The following is a 16,965-nucleotide window of genomic DNA, read 5'->3' as shown; positions in this document are numbered from 1 at the left end:
GGCTCAATCCTCACGTTTGGCCGCGCGGGCCAAGTAAGTAAACACGCCGTCCATATCGGGCTTGTTGTATTTCGCTTTCAGCTCGGCAGGGGTTCCCATGGCGCTGATTTTGCCGTCGACCATGATGGAAATGCGGTCGCAGTATTCCGCTTCGTCCATGTAGTGAGTGGTTACGAAAACGGTTACACCACGACGGGCAGCATCATAGATGAGTTCCCAGAACTGGCGCCTTGTGGCCGGATCGACGCCTCCCGTTGGCTCATCCAGGAACACAATGCCCGGTTCGTGGAAGATGCTCACCGAGAACGCCAGCTTCTGTTTCCATCCTAAAGGGATTGACTTCACAACAGTATCGCGCTGTTCTTCCATTCCCAGATAGGCCAACATGCGTTTGGTCTTCTCCCGTATCTCACTTTTGGGCATGCCGTAGATGCCTCCAAAGAGGCTGATATTCTCTGCCACGGTCAGGTCTTCATAGAGAGAAAAACGCTGACTCATGTAGCCGATGTGCTTCTTTATTTGTTCATAGTCCGTCGTTACGTCGTAGCCCAGCACCTTACCACTGCCTCCGGTGGGCTGGTTCAATCCGGTCAAGATGTGCATGGCAGTGGTTTTCCCGGCTCCGTTTGCACCCAGAAAGCCGAAGATTTCACCCTTTCGGACGGTGAAGGAAATGTCGTCAACAGCCCTGAAGTTACCGAAAGCCTTAACCAAATGCTCCACTTCGATAGCCGGTTGTTCTGTTTCCTCATGCACGATGGGGCTGATTGGCGCAGGATTGAACACGTCGCGAAAGCGCGTCAGGATATCTTCCGCGCTGCCGACGCCTGCCACCTGGCCGTGCCGGAGAAACGCCACGCGGCTGCACCGGCGCACTTCGTCCGTATAGGGAGTGGCTGCCACGATGGTTATACCCCGCTCGCGAAGCGTGCCGAGCATGTCCCACAGTTCCTTGCGGCTCACGGGGTCCACCCCCGTAGTTGGCTCGTCAAGGAACAGCACACGCGGACTGTGAACCAAGGCGCAGCTCAATGCCAGCTTTTGTTTCATGCCTCCGGAGAGTGCCCCGGCCTTTCTGCCCTTGAAACGTTCTATCTGCGAGTAGATAGCTTTGATGCTGTCGTACCCTTGCTCCACCGTTGTACCGAAGAGCGTGGCGAAGAATTGCAGGTTTTCTGCTACCGTCAAATCCTCGTAAAGGGAAAACCTGCCGGGCATGTAGCCCACCATCCGGCGGATGGAATTCATCTGCCGTACCGTGTCGAAGCCGCAAACGGTTGCCTGCCCGGCATCCGGCAACAGCAAAGTAGCAAGGATACGGAAGAGCGTCGTCTTGCCCGAACCGTCGGGACCGATAAGTCCGAACACCTCGCCGGGCTCAACGGAGAACGAAACATCGCTGAGTGCACTGACTGCACCGTACGATTTAGACAGATGACTTACTTCGATGACGCTGCTCATGTCTCACTCCGTGAATTTCACTTGGCCGTACATACCTATTTTAATATAGCCATCGTTGACCACGGATATCTTGACCGCATACACCAGGTCGGCCCGCTCATCGTCGGTAAGGATGGTCTTGGGCGTGAATTCACTCTTGGTCGAAATCCACGTTACGGTGCCGTTATAGGAGCGGCCACGTCCGTCGCCATAGTCGGTGGCCACTTTCACCCGCTGCCCTACCTTGATATGCTCGAGCTGGGCCGATGTAACATAGGCGCGGAGGAACATGTGCCGGGTGTCTGCCATCTTGAAGAGCGGTTTGCCCATGGCAACAAATTCGCCACGTTCCACGTACTTTTCGAGTACCGTTCCGGTGAGCGGAGCCACGATATGGCACTTGCGCAGCTGGTCGGCAAGCTGGTTCACCTGCGTGTCGGCAGTTTTCTGGCGGGCCGTAAGGGTTGACTGTTCAACGGCCAACGACGACCGCAACGCTTCCAACTGCCGCTCCAATACCAGCACCTGGCTGCGTGCGTCGTCCTGCAACTTGCGCGGCGCCGCCCCGTCGGCTACCAATTCCGTGTACCGCTGCTGCTCCCGGCGGGCCTTGACCAGCTGCTCCTGCGTAGCTGCCAGCTGCCTGCGCACGTCGGGCCGCTGTGCGTTGTAAACCTGTCTGGTGGCCATCGTCTGGGCTATCTGCAGGCTAATTTGCACCGTGTCCACCAATCCCACTTCCTCGTTCATCCTTAGGCTGTCGCCTTCGGTTACGTCAAATCTCGTCAGCTGGCCGCTCTGTTCGGCGCATACCGTGGTCTCTGTGGCCTCAAAAGTGCCGGTTGCGTCGTACGCCTTCTCACTGTTTCCGCAAGCTGACAGCAGCAACAAGGCCGCCAGCAGGCTACTTCCATTCTTCATTATTCTGTTGGTTAAGGGTAAACTTCATGTCATACATCTCTTTCAGCATCTCAATCTCATGGATGGAACGCTGCAACCGGGCCTCGTTCTCGCTGTTTATTTCCTTCACCAGCGCGTCTGTGTCGATGATGCCGTGGGCAAGTTTAGACTCGGCAGCCCGCCGCACAGCCTCCCGCAGAGCGATGATTTCATCGTCGGCAGCCTTCAGGCGTCGGTACTTGGAGATGTTCTCGTCCTGCTGCAACCGTTCCACACGATTGTTGAAGAGGAACACCTCGCGGTCGATTTCGGCCTGCCGGCGCGTAAGGTCGATACGTGCCTTGTCGTTGCGGCGCGTGTAGAGTGCCCCGATATTCCACGAGAGGCGGACACCTACCAGCCCGTTGAGCGACCAGCTGCGCGTCATCATGTCGTGAAACATGTCGAGTCCGGGACTGCCGTACCATCCTTGGGCGAACAGACTGAGCCGTGGTTTGAGTGCCGCATCCAACATCCGCTCCTGCATGTCGGCCAAAATCAGTCGGCTGGTAACCAAAGACAGCTCGGGCCGGTTATTCCCATCGGAGGCCTGCAGTTCAGCCGGACGCTCCACCCTTACGGAATCCCACCCCGTAAAAGCTGCCAGCATGCGCTGCAATGCCGTGCGTCTGCTCTCCAGCTCCACGGCCTGCTGCACGGCCCGGAGCCGTTCGGCGCGCACGGAGTGGCAGTCGCTCTCGGCCGCGGTGCCGCTCTTGAGCATGGCTGCCAGCTTGCGTTCGTCGGCCAGCAGCAGCTCCTGCAGGTTGCGGTTGAGCTGCAGCTGGTCGTCGGTAAGCAGGATTCCGAAGTAGAGCTCGTTCACCCGCCGGCCTACGGCGTACAGGTCGACCTCGTTCTGTGCCTGCTCTACGTTGCCCTGCCAGCGTGCCACGTCGCGGCGGGCGCGGCTGTCGCCACCGTCGTAAAGCGTCTGACTGATGTCTATACCTATTTTATATTGGTCCTTCCGCAGGCCTTCGGGCGCCCGTCCCTGCCCTGCCATCATGGCGGTAAGAGCATCGGGCAGCGTTGCCACCTTGTTCTGCCAGGTTGCCTGAGCCGTAGCAGAGACCTGGGGCAGCCAACTCTTGCCGATGTTGGCTACCGTGAAAGCGGCCGAACGGGCAATGAGCTCGTACCTCCTGATGAGCGGATAGTTGCGCGCGGCGGCCTTCTGACACTCGTCTATACTCTGTGCCGAGAGCCCGAAGACCGTGAGCGAGAGTACGATGGTTGCGATTTCTCTGTTCATGAGCGGAATGTTTGTTCGGCTGCAAAGGTAGGCCTAATCGGGTAAAGGACTGTTATCCGTACGCATTCAATGATGTTCTTTTTGTACGAAAAACGACTGCGGGATGCTTGAATTTGCCAGAAAGCGTTATCTTTGCATCTGATATTCAAACCAAAAAGCCATGAACCATAAAGAAATCAGACCCGTATCGCTGGAGCAATTCTGGTCACTGCTGGCTCAACACGAAAACGACGACACTGCCGGCAGCCGCGACCGGAACGTGGTAGTCATGCGTCCCGACGTGGCCGTTATACGCCACGCGATGCCCAAGGCCGTGCTCACTCTGTTCAGCCAACCCATACGGCTGCGCGAGATGCGCGTCATCATCATCAAGCGAGGATGGGCGGAACCCGTCATCAACTTGCTGCCGCGCCGCTGCGAGGCGGGCGATCTCATCTTCGTAAGCAGCAACTCCACGGCCCAGGTCAGCCGTGTATCGCCCGAGGTGGCGATAGAGGGCTTCTCCGTTTCTGATGAACTGTTCCGCCTGGCCATAGCTGCATTCGTGCCGAAAGCCTTCGACGGCCACGTACGCGACTTCTGCCTGCACACCGAACCGCAGGAGCGCCGCTTCCTGAGCGGCCTCATCCGGCTGCTCTACCGGGCCACGCTGGACGCAAACCACGAGACCCACGTGCTGCGCAACCTCTCGGCGGCCTTCTTCTGGTACGTCAACAACATGTGGGAAAAACGCCAGCAGGACGAGACAAGGGTACAAACTCACGACGCAAGGCTGTTTACCGACTTTATCAGCCTGGTAAACGAGCACGTCAGGAGGCGGCCGACCATCAGCTTCTACGCCTCAAAGCTCTGTCTGTCACCGCGTTACCTGAGCACGCTCATCAAACAGGTGAGCGGCAAGAGTGCCAAACAATGGACGGATGAAGCCCTGCTGACGGCCATCCGAGTGGACCTGAAACACACCGACAAGGCGATGAAACAGATTGCCGATGAGCTCAACTTTCCCAACACGAGCTTCTTCTGCAAGTACTTCAAACGCATGACCGGACTCACTCCCCTCGCTTACCGCAACGGTGAGACGACAGCTGCGCAAACGCCCGAAACCGTTTGATGCAAACAAAAACACATGCTCTGATTATTTTACAAAAGCCCTTTCAGGTTTCGCGTATTTGCCAACAAGCAGCCTATTGGCCGCAAATACGCGAGTTTCGGGCCGCTTCCGTAACACATTGAACATCAATCTGTTACCTTTACAGCATGCTTCTTGACCGCAGAGAGATAGTCTCACTGCTGTAGTGAGATGGCCTCACTGCTGTAGTGAGATGGCCTCACTGCTGTAGTGAGATGGCCTCACTGCTGTAGTGAGATGGCCTCACTGCGATAGTGAGATGGCCTCACTGCGATAAGGAGAAGGCCTCCTTACAATAAGGAGATGGCCTCACTGCGATAAGGAGATGGCCTCCTTACAATAAGGAGATGGCCTCCTTACAATAAGGAGCATAGCTCCTTACGCTTAAAAGCATAGCTCCAAAGGCTTTGAATGATAGCTTCAAGAACGCTGAAGCATAGCTTCAAGGGCTTTGAACGATAGCTTCAAGAACGCCGAAGCATAGCTCCAAGGGCTTTAAAGCATAGCTTTTGAGGTGCAGGAGGTCATCTCCGGCATTGCGGGAGGTGGTTTCCGGAGGTTGAAAAGGCCAAAAACAGCCTCTCTGCTTTCTATTTCGAGCGGGAAAGCAGCACTGTTTTCAGGCATGTTTTCTTTACAAAATGAGGTTCAACAGCTATCCTTCCATCTGGCTCAACTGCTGCTCGGCCTGCGCGAGCGTATCCATTTTGCCCACGTCGATGAGGCGGAGGTCGGGCTGAACAAAGCCCCGGAACGGGTAGTCGGCACACCAGCGCAGGTAGAAGTCGATAATGCTGAACTTCTCGGGCATCTCCATCAGGCACGGCGCCAAAAAGGGCGAAAACACGTGGATGCCGCTGAAGGCGTAGCGGTGCAACGTCTCCGGCCGGATGCCGGGATAGGGCGAGCGCACCTCGCCGGTCTCTATGTTGGTCCAACCGTCCAGCAGCATGTCGTCGTCAAAGAGCAGGTAGCGCTTCGTCTGCCGGTCGCTCACCAGCAGGGTGGCGTCATTCTGCGCGGCCCGGGCATAGAAAGAGGATAGGTCGACGTTGCTCACAATATCGACATTGTGGATGAGTATGGGGCTCGAAGGGTCGAAGAAATGAAGCGCCTTCTTGATGCCGCCGCCCGTATCGAGCAGACGCGAGCTCTCGTCGCTGATGCGGATGTCGAGCCCGAAGTTGCCGTTGGCCTGCAGGTAGTCCACTATCTGGCCGGCCAGATGGTGCACATTGACCACGATGCGCGTAAATCCGGCATCGCGCAACTTCAGTATCACGCGCTTCAACAGCGGTTGGCCACCCACTTCGATGAGGGCTTTGGGCCGGCTGTCGGTGAGCGGCTTGAGGCGCGTTCCTAATCCGGCCGCAAATATCATGGCTTGTTTCATCTCTATATATAAATAAGGTGGGCAGCAGAGAGGCGGCCGGCAACAATGCTGCCGGCTGCCTGCTCACTGCCCGGTTCAAGGGTTATGTCAGTCTAATTGTCCCATTCCGGCTATGCCGGCGGCAATGACACCGATGATGATGAGCACATAGACTACCATCAGAACAATGGTCAGAATGCCCATATACTTCAGGATTGCGTGGCAGTCGGCCGCTGCCTGCTCGATGTTAGGCTGTCCGTTCTCCGTCCGGAAGGCTTCGCGGGTGTTGCGGATGAGGGAAAACGACTTGACGAGCGGATAGATGTAAATGGCCGCCAGCACCAGATAGATGACGCCGAGATAGCCTCCCAACGGGATTTCATCGCCCAACTGGTTGCCGAAAACCATGATTCCGATGCTAATCAGCACCAGTAACACAACTCCGATTACGCCCAACACGGCCAGGAACTTGAGCCAACTTACGGCCGACAGCAGGTGTTCGCGCATGGGTTCGGTTACTTTCAGTTCTTCGTTCATACTGTTAAAGATTAATTGTTAATAATAAGATAAATTGATAAGGTTATGCTTCGGGTTGGGGCGAGGCGGCCTCCAGCGTCTGTTGAATGTGCTGCTCGCGGTGAATGATGTGTACCTCGACGCCGAATTTCTGGTGTATGTGCTCGCCCAGATGCTGCGCACAGTACACGCTGCGATGCTGTCCGCCGGTGCAGCCGAAGCTGAACATGAGGCTTGTAAAGCCGCGCTGCATGTACCGTTGTACGTGGTGGTCGGCCAGTTTGTAGACTTCGGAGAGGAAGGTAATTATCTCTCCGTCGTCTTCCAGAAATCGAATAACGGGCTCGTCGAGGCCAGTGAGCTGCTTGTAGGGCTCGTATCGGCCGGGATTATGCGTGGAGCGACAGTCGAACACGTAGCCTCCGCCGTTGCCGGAGGGGTCGTCGGGGATGCCCTGCCGGTACGAGAAGCTGTACACGCGGACAACGAGCGGCCCCTTGCCGTCGAACTTCGAGAAGGTTGCAGGGCCGTCGAGCGGGTTCGCCTGGTAGATGTCGTGGTCGGTAATCTTGTATCCGTCGGCCCGTTTCACCACCGGCTGCTGCCTGGGAGCAAACTGCGGCATCTCCGTGAGGCGGCGAAGCATGTCCATCAAGTAGGGATACGGGAAGACGTCAGGCTCCCGGAGCAGGTCGCGCAGGTTGTCCATAGCGGGCGGAATGGAGTCCAGGAAGTGCTTCTTCCGCTCAAAGTAGCCGCGGAACCCGTAGGCTCCCAGCACCTGCAAGGTACGGAAGAGCACGAACAGACTCAGCCTCTGGATGAAGTGGCGCTCTGAAGGAACCTCAACGTAGTGCTTCAGCGAGTTGTAATATTCATAGATGAGCTGGCGGCGGAGCTTGGCCGGATACTTGGCCGAAGCCTGCCACAGGAAGCTGGCCACGTCGTAGTAGAAGGGCCCCTTGCGGCCTCCCTGGAAGTCGATGAAGTACGGATTGCCCTTTGCATCGAGCATCACGTTGCGTGCCTGGAAGTCTCTGTAGAGGAAACTCTCGCTCTCCTCGGCCACCAAATCATTGGCAAAGAGGCGGAAGTTGGCCTCGAGCTTGAGCTCATGGAAGTCGAGTTCGGTGGGCTTGAGGAAGCAGTACTTGAAGTAGTTGAGGTCGAAGAGCACGCTGTCGGCATCGAACACGGGTTGCGGATAGCAGTTGTTCCAGTCCAGCTCACGTGCTCCGCGTATCTGGATGTTGGGCAGTTCGCGTATGGTATTCACCAACAGCTGCTTTTCCTGCTGGTTGTAACGGCCTCCGGCCTCACGTCCGCCCCTGATGGCGTCAAAGAGCGAGAGGCGCCCCAGGTCGGTCTGGATGTAGCGCAACTCGTCGTCGCTCACGGCGAGTATGCGTGGCACGGGCAGTTGCCGCAGCGTGAAGTGGCGTGAGAGGTAGATGAAAGCGTGGTCTTCGTCGCGACTGGTGCCGATGACTCCTATCACGGTGTTACCTTCGTTGTCGGTTATGCGGTAGTAGGCGCGGTTGCTTCCGGCGCCCGGCAGCTGCTCCACGCGGGCAGGCTCGGCCCCTTTCCAGGATGTGTACAGCTCTGCGAGTTTCCTCATGTATGTCTTTTCGTTTTGTTTTAGCTTACAGTTCGTTGTTCAGAAGCGAGGCTACGCGCTTCTTGATGGTCCATGCCACCACTCCCCAGACGGTAAAGTTGTCGGTTGCGTCGACCCTGATGGGACGGTACTTGGCATTGGCCGGCACGAGCATGATGTAGCCCTCGTCGCGGTGAGAGGCGTCGAGAAACTTCATGGTGAACTCTCCGTCGAGATAAGCAATGATGATGTCGCCGCTCCGGGGATTGAGAGACTTGTCTATGATGAGGATGTCGCCCTCGTCGATGCCGGCATCCTTCATCGAGTCTCCTTTCACTTTGCCGTAGAAAGTGGCTGCAGGATGCTTCACCAAGTAGGAGTTCAGGTCCAGGGTATCGTCCATGTAGTCCTGCGCCGGACTTGGAAAACCGGCCTTGATGCCGCCCGAAACAAACGGTTGTTCCAGTCGGCTGTCGAACTCACCGCGGAATATGGTCACTTCATCCATCGGTCCTTTTCCTCCTGCTCCTTGCGTTTACGCTCGCGTTTCCTCTTCTCATCGTACATGGCTGCAAAGCGATCGCCCAGCAACAACAGCATGAAGATGCCGAGCGACATGAAGAACGACGCCGTGTACGACATGCCCAAGAGGTGCCTGGTAATGTAAACGAGCCCTCCGGCAACAAAGGCAAAGAGCAGGATATGCTTCCAGTCAATTTTCATATTCATATTGCAAAGATAGTGAAATAGCGTGAATAACAAAAGGATTTCAATTCTTTTTATTTGCGTTTTGCCCTGCCTTTTGATGGCGGAAATGCGTTTTCCGCCTCAACCAGCTGCTCCCCTGCCCTCTCACAAGCCAACACCTAACACCCAACACCTATCACCCACGAACTTTCGACACTTGTCGCACAATCATCCGACAGGTGTCACACCATCGTGCGACAAGTGTCGAAAGTTGCAGAAGCATAGCTTCAGCACCTCAGCCGACTGCTGCCTGCACGGGAATAAAATGTATATGAGGATGGTACAAGCCGCCGGCGGACGGAACGGAGACAAACGAAAAAAGCCGGCTGTCATCCCGACAGCCGACCTTCAAAAAACAAACTACTTAAAAACTAATCTACTAAAACAAATCAAAAAATATTTCTTTCCGGCCTTAGCCGTAATTACCACATTAATGATGCCGCAAATATAGGGTTTTTCGTTATATGCTCCAAACCCTTAAAAGAAAAAAAACTATTTATTTGCAAATTATCTCTAAAAAAGGGACAAACCGACATGGTCTGCCCCTCTTTTGATATCTGAAGTTTTCAAAATTGCGGTTACATCATGCCGCCGCCCATTCCCGGCTGAACCGGCATGGCGGGTTTCTCCTCAGGCTTGTCGCAGACGAGGCACTCGGTTGTAAGGAACATGCCGGCAATGGATGCCGCATTCTCCAGTGCCACGCGTGCAACCTTAGCCGGGTCGATAACACCCACGGCGCGCAGGTCTTCGTAGGCATCGGTGCGGGCGTTATATCCATAGTCGCCCTTGCCCTCGCGCACGTTGTTCACAACTACTGCGCCTTCGCCTCCGGCGTTGGCAACAATCTGGCGGAGAGGCTCCTCGATGGCGCGGCAAACAATGTTGATACCGGTCTGTTCGTCGGCATTGTCGCCCTTGAGGTTCTGCAGCGCTTGCTGTGCACGGATGTAGGTAGTGCCGCCACCCACAACTACGCCCTCCTCGATGGCAGCGCGTGTGGCGCAGAGAGCATCGTCAACACGGTCCTTCTTCTCCTTCATTTCAACCTCGGAGTTGGCACCCACATAGAGCACAGCTACGCCTCCGGAGAGCTTGGCCAGGCGTTCCTGGAGCTTCTCCTTGTCGTACGAGCTCTTGGTATTGGCAATTTCGTTCTTTATCTGGGCAACACGCTCGCGGATGTTTTCCTTTGATCCGGCACCATCTACGATGGTTGTGTTGTCCTTAGAGATAGTTACCTTCTTGGCAGAGCCCATCATCTCCAGCGTAGCCTGCTCGAGCTTGAGACCTTTCTCCTCGCTGATAACCACGCCGCCGGTAAGTACGGCGATGTCTTCGAGCATGGCCTTGCGACGGTCGCCGAAGCCGGGAGCCTTGACGGCGCAAATCTTCAGGCCGCCGCGCAGACGGTTCACAACCAGCGTGGTGAGGGCTTCGGAGTCAACATCCTCGGCTATCACGAGCAACGGACGCCCGCTCTCGGCAGCCGGCTGCAGAATAGGCAGGAAGTCCTTGAGGTTGCTTATCTTCTTGTCATATATCAGGATGTAGGGATTCTCCATCACACACTCCATCTTGTCGGCATCGGTCACGAAGTAGCCGGAGAGGTAGCCGCGGTCGAACTGCATGCCTTCAACGACGCCGATGTTGGTTTCGCGGGTCTTGCTTTCTTCTATCGTGATGACTCCATCCTTAGAAACCTTGCGCATGGCATCGGCCAGCAGCTTTCCGATTTCAGGGTCGTTGTTGGCCGAAACGGTAGCAACCTGCTCTATCTTGTCGTAGTTATCGCCCACGACTTCGGCATTCTCCTTGATGTAGTCAACCACTTTGCTGACAGCTTTGTCGATACCGCGCTTCAAATCCATCGGGTTGGCACCGGCAGCAACATTCTTCAGGCCCTCGTTCACAATGCTCTGGGTCAGGATAGTGGCAGTAGTGGTACCGTCGCCGGCATCGTCGCCGGTCTTGCTGGCTACGCTTTTAACGAGCTGGGCGCCCGTGTTCTCGAACTTGTCTTCCAGCTCTATCTCCTTAGCTACGGTCACTCCGTCCTTTGTTATCTGCGGAGTACCGAACTTCTTCTCTATCACTACGTTGCGTCCTTTTGGTCCCAGCGTTACCTTAACTGCGTTAGCCAGCTGGTCAACTCCACTCTTCAGGAGTTCGCGGGCATCTGTATCGAATTTAATTTCCTTAGCCATTTCGTTATTATTTAATGTTTTAAAGTTATCTGTTATCTGTTTGTATTAGTCTTCAACAACTGCCAACACATCGCTCTGGCGCATCATGAGATACTTCTCACCGCCGTTTTCAAGTTCGGTGCCGGCATATTTGCCATAGAGAACGGTATCGCCCACCTTCAGGAACATTGCCTCATCCTTGGTTCCGTTGCCAACAGCAATCACCTTGCCGCGCTGCGGTTTCTCCTTTGCTGTATCCGGAATAATGATTCCACCTACTTTTTCTTCAGCTGGTGCGGGGAGTACCAGCACTCTGTCTGCTAATGGTTTAATTGTCATAATACTTATATTTTAATTGTTTGTTTGAACTTTCAGGTTTACGCCCTACGCTATACGAAAAGTGTGCCAATCTCGTCGAATGACAAAATTGGCACACTTCTGACTGACAATTCTGTCAGCCCAAGGGGTCATTTGCTCTCCACCACGGCGTCCAGGTCAATGAACTCTCCCCTCGCCTTGCGCTCCTCAATGAGGCGGTTGAGCTTCTTCCGCCGGTCGGGAGCTATCCACTTACGCGCAAAGATGTTGGGAATGGCCACGCCGATGGCGATGCAGATGATGAGCAGCGAGCCGTTGATGGCGTTGTGGGCGGCCAGGGTAACCTCGCCAACCACGCCCTGCATGTCGATAACAGCATAGAGGGCACGGTACATGAGCACGCCGGGAACCATCGGGATGACGGCCGGAATGGTGATGCACTGATGCGGCGTGTGGACCAGATGCACCATCTTGATGTTGACGATGCTGATGAGCGCCGAGCCGCAAAGCGTGCCGAGGATGGGTCCCAGGTCGAGACCGATATTGCCGTTGCTCGGCCCTAAGTTGATAAAGTTACGCGAGCAAACGGCTATGATGCCGCCAACGGCAATCCAGGGCATCAGCCGGCGGGGCACATTGAAGATGGTTGCGAAGCCCATAGCTGATATGGCAGCCGCCAAGGCATACTCACCGAACGTGTGGTGGGGCGTCATGCTCAAGCTCTTCACGAAGTTATCGATGCCGCAAACCTTAATGGCTACGGCGATGCCGAACGACATTGCGAGTACCATGATGACCGTATTGGTGGCCCGAACCAGGCCGGTCTCGATGTGATTGTCGAGCATATCGCTCACAAAGTTGATGAGCGGAACGCCCGGAACGATAAAGAGAGCGCAGGCCATGAGCGGATGCCAGGGCGTATCTGAATGGAACACAGGCAGCAGACAGTCGGGGATATGAGCCTCTACCACGGGCGTTGAGATGAACGCCGACGCCCACGCAATGAGTGTGGACACAAAGGCAGCGATGGCGATGTTGGCATACACGTTGGAACCCAGGCTGTTCAAGTACATGCGGAAGCGGTTACCCAGAATGGCGGCAATGGAGGCGTAGAAGAACGCAGGCCAGTCGCAGCCGAACTGGATACAGAAACCACCGCAGGCGAAACCTGCACAGATGGCCACCATCCACTCCGAGTAATGGCGCCGGGTGTGGGCTATTTTCTCCAGTTCCTCGCTGTAACGGTCGAGCGAATAGTCTTCCTTGATGGCCTGCCACGACAGTTTGCTGATGTCCTGGATGGCAGTCATGTCGATGCCATGCCGGTCGCAGCGCTGCATTTTGGAAAAAGAATGGGTCTCGTCGCTCACGTTCACCTGCAGCATGTAGTAGTCTACGTTGATGTGCAGGTTCTCTTCAGGCAGACCGAGGTAGGCTGCCGTGCGTTTCATATTCCGGATGATGCGGCTCGTATCGGCCGAACTCTCTACCAAAATCTGGCCTGTGCGGAGAAGCAAGTCGAGCTTTCGCCGCAGTATCTTTTCGGAAGTAACCTGTTCGATGGGTTCCATGCGTAAGTTGAGTTTCGTGAATTTGCTTGCTGATTGTACGCTGCAAAAGTACGAAAAAACGTGAACCGCCCGACCGGCAGGAACATAAAAAAGCGCTGCAACGGGCGTTTTATTGCTTTATGTCAATCGGGCTGTCAATTCTTCTTGAGCTCCCGGCACACGATTTCGGCCAGCTGAGCCGCGCCGCGGGCCGTGGGATGCACCCCGTCACGCTGCAGCTGCAGCCCGTCCTTGTTGCTGAAGCGGGCGTGCAGGTCGATGAGCGGCAGGCCGTTACGCTTGGCCAAGCGGCGTAGGGCGGGGATAATGGCCCGGCTGATGGTGGAGTCGTTGATGCCCCACGAGGAGTTCTGGCCCGGTATCGGGGTGCAGAGATAGATGTGCGGCCTGGCCGGCAGGGCCTGCAGACTGTCTATGAGTTGCTGGTAATCGTGCTCAAACTCGCTGCCGTACTGCCAGTTATAAGGCTTCGAATCATTGGTTCCCAACATCAGCACTACCCGGTCGGGGTTGTAGCCGAGTGCATCGTGCCAGGCCCGTTCATGCTGATAAGGCCAGTCGCCCTTGTTGAGAACGGTGCGCGCACTCACCCCGAAGTTCATTACCCTGTAGCCCTCGCCCAGCAACTGCTGCAACCGGGCGGGATAACCTTCGGCCTCCGCCATGTCTATACCCATGCCGTCGGTAATGCTGTTGCCGATGCAAGCCACGCGAACGGCATCCTGCCGCGGCGCCCGGAACGAGCCGAGCCAGGCTGAGAGGTCGCTCAGCAGCTGGTCGTGGAACTCGAACTGGCGCTGGAATAATTTGTGATTCGGCTGGAATCATTTTCAGCACTATTTCATTTTAATGTAATTGAGTATATGTCAATGTGCTATATAGATTCCTTAAACTTTCACTTTGCTATGAATTTTGCGGTGGTAACACACCGGTAACACATTTTGTACATGACCCAACAAGAATCATTAGCATGTATTCTATAGAGGATGATTTTAACTTATTCAAAGAGCTACACTACCATATTTATATATCGAAGTGTTTGAGGAACAAGGTGCATCAAGAAATTAAAAACTTAGCGCAAGATGAAAAATCCACTCGAAACAGACCCAGTTGGCCTACGCAAAGTGGCCCGCCCAAGTTACTGCACATCTGATATGTTAAAATGTTCATCATTCTTCCTTTGGAGTGTTCCTTTTCCTACGTCATTGTTAGTAATTGTTTTTTGCAAATATAAACATTATTTTCAATATGGCAAGCGTTTTAATTCTTTTTCTCTTGCCTTTTCCGGAGAGATTCTCCTTCAAGTTCTATCCTGATGGCCTGATGCACGATTCTGTCCATGAGAGCGTCTGCCACGGTCTTGTCGGCAATGGCATCATACCATCCCCGTACGGGTATCTGTGAGGCGATGATGGTTGACTTTCTTTCATGCCTGTCCTCGATGATGTCCATGAGATGGTTCCTGGCCTGTGTGTCGAAGGGCTGTAGTGCGAAGTCATCGAGTATGAGCAGCTCCGTGCGCTCTATTTTCTTGAGTTCCTGCAGGATGGTTCCCTTTGTCCTGGCCATCCTGAGCTGTGCCATGAGCCTTGCCGTGTTGGCATAGAGCACCTTGTGGCCTTTCTGGCAGGCCCTGTATCCCAGGGCCGTGGCCAGATAGCTTTTCCCCGTTCCCGTACTTCCGGTGATGAACACGTTCCGTCCTTCTGCCATGAAGCCCAGTTCCGCCAGGCGCTGTACGAGATTGCGGTCAATCCCCCTCGGGGTGCCGTAGTCAATGTGTTCCACCGCGGCCTGATAGCGGAAGCCTGCCTGCCGGATGAGCCTCTCTATGGTGCGGTTGCACCTGTCGTCCCACTCGCTGGTGACGAGCCAGGAGACAAACTCGTCGGTGGTCATCCTGTCGGTGGTGAAGTTTTCCTGTGAGGCCTTGAAGGCCGCGTGCATGCCCAGCAGGCGCATCTGCAGCATCCTGCCCAGTGTTTCCCTGTTCATTTCCATTGCTTTGTTCCTTTAAGTTTGTCAGTTATAATAATCCTTTCCCCTGATGTTTGCGTGCCTTGGCGTTGATTCCGGCATTGTCCCGTCCTCGGGGGCCGAGGTGCGGTCCTGTCCGGTTCTTAATATATGCTCCACTGCCGCGTAGTTGTAGGCCTGCAGCTGCATGGCCAGCCTGCAGGCGGCCACGAGGCGTTCTTTCCCGGCCTTCTGTCCAAGGGAGAGGATGCCCCTGCAGGCATTGCAGGCCTGCTGCGGTACTTTCTTGCCCGTGGCGACCATGCTGAGATACTCCTGAACTACCGGGTGGATGTCCCCGGCCTGACGGATATACGGCGTGGGGTCATCCTCCATGGCCATGCGCTGTCCTGGGGGCAGGTGCTCCGCGGCGGTGGTATATCCAAACCCCTCCGCGCTTCTGGAATGGTGCGCGATAAGCCGGTAATGGATGTACACGTCCACATCGGAAGAGTTGTAGAATACGCTCACTTTCCTGCCCGCATAGCTGTAAGGGACACTGTAAAAATGGCCGTGCAGGCGTATGTGCCCGTTGCGCTGCACGGTGAGCATGCGCCGGTTGTGGAGCTCGAAGGGGCGTTCGGGAAGCGGACAGAGCGCCGTGCGCTCAATGTCCTCGAACTGTTCCCTGCGGCTGTACGGCCTGCCCGTGAGCGGTGTGTTGTTGTGAGCTTCCAGGGCCTTCCTGATGGCTGCGTTGAGCAGTTCCACGGAGGCCGCGTCCTCATCGGAAATCATGGGATAGATGCGCTGGTAGGTCAGCCTGACGGCATCCTCCACGAGCGCCTTGTCCCTGGGCCGGCGCACCCTTGCCGGCACGACCGCGCAGCCGTAATGCTCCGCAAAGGCCTCGAAGTCGTCGTTGATCACGGCCTCATAGCGACCGGGCTTCTTCACGGCGGACTTGAGATTGTCGGGAACGATGATTCTCGGAGCGCCGCCGAAGAACTCCATCGCATGCCGCAATGAGATGCTCCTTGTCCTGGCTCATGACCGCCTCGACGTAGGTCAGCTGGCTGCAGGGCAGGATGGCCACGAAGACCTCCACGGCAGTCCGCTTCCCCGTTGTGGGGTCGGTCAGGTGGAGCCTGTCGCCGGCAAAGTCTATGAACATGCGCTCGCCGGCCCTGTGTTCTATGTGCATGACGGTCCGGCCCTGTTCCATGTAGGCCAGCAGGAAGGAGTTGAAACGGCTCTTGGAGTAACCTACGGGATGCTCGAAGAGACGTTTCTTGGTCATCCCACGCTTCCTCAGCCGCCGTGCATATGAAGGAAGCAGGGCCAGGAGTTCCCTGGCCGACGGGCTCTCAGGGCGGCCGGAGTTGGGATTGACCTGAAAGAGTTCATACAGCGTGGCGTCGTCCTTGGAAAGGAGTTCCCCAAGGGACAGTCCCAGCCGGTGGTAGATACGGAGGTACTTTCTCACCGTCGTACGGGAGAGACCGAGCATCACGGCGATGCTGCGGGTACCATGGGCGCTGCCGCCCAGTCTTAATACTTGACGAAGTTTGTTCATCTTGATGGCATTGTTAGGCATAGGCATCTGCAATTAGTCCTCTTTAGAATAATTAACAGATAAAGGTAGCCTTTCTCAGGCAATCAGAGGAACATTTAACAAAGAAAATGGGTGGACCATTTTCGGCAGGTCAGGTGGACCACTTTCAGCAGGTCGGGTGGACCACTTTCAAATTGGTCAGATGGACCACTTTTTGGGGTCTCCTGTCCTAGATTTAGTTGACAGTTTTAGTAGTTAAATGTTCTTTAGGTTGACAATAAATTTCTTATGTGGAAATCTGGTTGTCAGGTTTTTCTGTTAAGTGCACTTTAGGTTGACAGCTGTCTTCCGGGTGCAAAGTTAATCATTTTCTGTTTTCTG

Annotated in this window: 16 protein-coding genes; 1 reads left to right on the top strand and 15 read right to left on the bottom strand. The window is 55.3% G+C overall.

Going from position 1 to position 16,965, the window contains the following annotated elements; all coding sequences use genetic code 11:
• Positions 1-3: 3 nt before the first annotated feature.
• From BMW31_RS09215 to BMW31_RS09205, 3 genes are read right to left on the bottom strand one after another with little or no spacing between them, the layout of a single operon-like run.
• A complete protein-coding gene (locus BMW31_RS09215) occupies positions 4-1,461 on the bottom strand; it encodes an ATP-binding cassette domain-containing protein (RefSeq protein WP_091824530.1) in 1,458 nt (485 codons plus the stop codon).
• 3 nt (positions 1,462-1,464) lie between these two features.
• Positions 1,465-2,361, bottom strand: a complete 897-nt coding sequence (locus BMW31_RS09210; RefSeq protein ID WP_091824527.1) for an HlyD family secretion protein — start codon at positions 2,359-2,361, stop codon at positions 1,465-1,467.
• On the bottom strand, positions 2,345-3,634 hold the full coding sequence (locus BMW31_RS09205) for a TolC family protein (RefSeq protein ID WP_091824524.1): 1,290 nt from the start codon (positions 3,632-3,634) through the stop codon (positions 2,345-2,347). The genes BMW31_RS09210 and BMW31_RS09205 overlap by 17 nt, the downstream gene beginning before the upstream one ends.
• Before the next feature lie 160 nt (positions 3,635-3,794).
• On the opposite strand from BMW31_RS09205, the gene BMW31_RS09200 reads away from it, so the two are divergent.
• Positions 3,795-4,745 carry a helix-turn-helix transcriptional regulator gene (locus BMW31_RS09200; RefSeq protein WP_091824521.1) on the top strand — a complete coding sequence of 317 codons (951 nt, stop codon included), beginning with the start codon at positions 3,795-3,797 and terminating at the stop codon, positions 4,743-4,745.
• A gap of 673 nt (positions 4,746-5,418) precedes the next feature.
• On the opposite strand, the gene BMW31_RS09195 is transcribed toward BMW31_RS09200, so the two are convergent.
• The 12 genes from BMW31_RS09195 to BMW31_RS09130 form a co-directional block, all read right to left on the bottom strand.
• The gene (locus BMW31_RS09195) at positions 5,419-6,156 is read right to left on the bottom strand and encodes a nucleotidyltransferase family protein (protein WP_091824518.1); all 738 of its coding nucleotides are present in this window, start codon (positions 6,154-6,156) and stop codon (positions 5,419-5,421) included.
• An 87-nt stretch (positions 6,157-6,243) separates the two neighbouring features.
• Positions 6,244-6,672 (bottom strand): hypothetical protein, encoded by a 429-nt coding sequence (locus BMW31_RS09190; protein ID WP_091824515.1) that lies wholly within the window; start codon positions 6,670-6,672, stop codon positions 6,244-6,246.
• A 43-nt stretch (positions 6,673-6,715) separates the two neighbouring features.
• Entirely contained in the window at positions 6,716-8,272 is a 1,557-nt protein-coding gene (locus BMW31_RS09185) for a RapZ C-terminal domain-containing protein (RefSeq protein WP_091824512.1), read from the bottom strand.
• Between the two features lie 25 nt (positions 8,273-8,297).
• A complete protein-coding gene (locus tag BMW31_RS09180) occupies positions 8,298-8,759 on the bottom strand; it encodes a LexA family protein (RefSeq protein ID WP_091824509.1) in 462 nt (153 codons plus the stop codon).
• Positions 8,747-8,980 (bottom strand): hypothetical protein, encoded by a 234-nt coding sequence (locus tag BMW31_RS09175; protein WP_091824791.1) that lies wholly within the window; start codon positions 8,978-8,980, stop codon positions 8,747-8,749. The genes BMW31_RS09180 and BMW31_RS09175 overlap by 13 nt, the downstream gene beginning before the upstream one ends.
• A 596-nt stretch (positions 8,981-9,576) precedes the next feature.
• A complete protein-coding gene (groL, locus tag BMW31_RS09165) occupies positions 9,577-11,205 on the bottom strand; it encodes a chaperonin GroEL (RefSeq protein WP_091824502.1) in 1,629 nt (542 codons plus the stop codon).
• 45 nt (positions 11,206-11,250) lie between these two features.
• Entirely contained in the window at positions 11,251-11,523 is a 273-nt protein-coding gene (locus tag BMW31_RS09160) for a co-chaperone GroES (RefSeq protein WP_091824499.1), read from the bottom strand.
• A 128-nt stretch (positions 11,524-11,651) separates the two neighbouring features.
• A complete protein-coding gene (locus BMW31_RS09155) occupies positions 11,652-13,073 on the bottom strand; it encodes a threonine/serine exporter family protein (protein ID WP_091824496.1) in 1,422 nt (473 codons plus the stop codon).
• A gap of 134 nt (positions 13,074-13,207) precedes the next feature.
• Positions 13,208-13,783 (bottom strand): GDSL-type esterase/lipase family protein, encoded by a 576-nt coding sequence (locus BMW31_RS09150; RefSeq protein ID WP_255404923.1) that lies wholly within the window; start codon positions 13,781-13,783, stop codon positions 13,208-13,210.
• A 550-nt stretch (positions 13,784-14,333) separates the two neighbouring features.
• Positions 14,334-15,074, bottom strand: a complete 741-nt coding sequence (gene istB, locus BMW31_RS09140; protein WP_091824485.1) for an IS21-like element helper ATPase IstB — start codon at positions 15,072-15,074, stop codon at positions 14,334-14,336.
• 21 nt (positions 15,075-15,095) lie between these two features.
• A complete protein-coding gene (locus tag BMW31_RS09135) occupies positions 15,096-16,043 on the bottom strand; it encodes a Mu transposase domain-containing protein (protein ID WP_091824482.1) in 948 nt (315 codons plus the stop codon).
• Complete coding sequence (locus BMW31_RS09130) at positions 15,964-16,632, bottom strand: hypothetical protein (protein WP_143049177.1); 669 nt, start codon at positions 16,630-16,632, stop codon at positions 15,964-15,966. Before BMW31_RS09130 ends, BMW31_RS09135 begins: the two co-directional genes overlap by 80 nt.
• Between the last annotated feature and the right edge of the window lie 333 nt (positions 16,633-16,965).

It is taken from the genome of Prevotella sp. kh1p2, assembly GCF_900111525.1.
GTDB lineage: Bacteria > Bacteroidota > Bacteroidia > Bacteroidales > Bacteroidaceae > Prevotella.
The sequence above is the reverse complement of the archived record's forward strand: the minus strand, read 5'-3'. Positions and strand labels throughout refer to the sequence as shown.

Excerpts from the sequence above, each read along its gene's own strand:
- BMW31_RS09180 (WP_091824509.1), bottom strand. The coding sequence starts at position 8,759 with ATGGATGAAGTGACCATATTCCGCGGTGAGTTCGACAGCCGACTGGAA.
- BMW31_RS09200 (WP_091824521.1), top strand. The coding sequence starts at position 3,795 with ATGAACCATAAAGAAATCAGACCCGTATCGCTGGAGCAATTCTGGTCA.
- BMW31_RS09185 (WP_091824512.1), bottom strand. The coding sequence starts at position 8,272 with ATGAGGAAACTCGCAGAGCTGTACACATCCTGGAAAGGGGCCGAGCCT.
- istB (WP_091824485.1), bottom strand. The coding sequence starts at position 15,074 with ATGGAAATGAACAGGGAAACACTGGGCAGGATGCTGCAGATGCGCCTG.
- BMW31_RS09190 (WP_091824515.1), bottom strand. The coding sequence starts at position 6,672 with ATGAACGAAGAACTGAAAGTAACCGAACCCATGCGCGAACACCTGCTG.
- BMW31_RS09195 (WP_091824518.1), bottom strand. The coding sequence starts at position 6,156 with ATGAAACAAGCCATGATATTTGCGGCCGGATTAGGAACGCGCCTCAAG.
- BMW31_RS09210 (WP_091824527.1), bottom strand. The coding sequence starts at position 2,361 with ATGAAGAATGGAAGTAGCCTGCTGGCGGCCTTGTTGCTGCTGTCAGCT.
- BMW31_RS09155 (WP_091824496.1), bottom strand. The coding sequence starts at position 13,073 with ATGGAACCCATCGAACAGGTTACTTCCGAAAAGATACTGCGGCGAAAG.
- BMW31_RS09205 (WP_091824524.1), bottom strand. The coding sequence starts at position 3,634 with ATGAACAGAGAAATCGCAACCATCGTACTCTCGCTCACGGTCTTCGGG.
- BMW31_RS09130 (WP_143049177.1), bottom strand. The coding sequence starts at position 16,632 with ATGCCTATGCCTAACAATGCCATCAAGATGAACAAACTTCGTCAAGTA.
- BMW31_RS09135 (WP_091824482.1), bottom strand. The coding sequence starts at position 16,043 with ATGGAGTTCTTCGGCGGCGCTCCGAGAATCATCGTTCCCGACAATCTC.
- BMW31_RS09160 (WP_091824499.1), bottom strand. The coding sequence starts at position 11,523 with ATGACAATTAAACCATTAGCAGACAGAGTGCTGGTACTCCCCGCACCA.
- BMW31_RS09215 (WP_091824530.1), bottom strand. The coding sequence starts at position 1,461 with ATGAGCAGCGTCATCGAAGTAAGTCATCTGTCTAAATCGTACGGTGCA.
- groL (WP_091824502.1), bottom strand. The coding sequence starts at position 11,205 with ATGGCTAAGGAAATTAAATTCGATACAGATGCCCGCGAACTCCTGAAG.
- BMW31_RS09175 (WP_091824791.1), bottom strand. The coding sequence starts at position 8,980 with ATGAATATGAAAATTGACTGGAAGCATATCCTGCTCTTTGCCTTTGTT.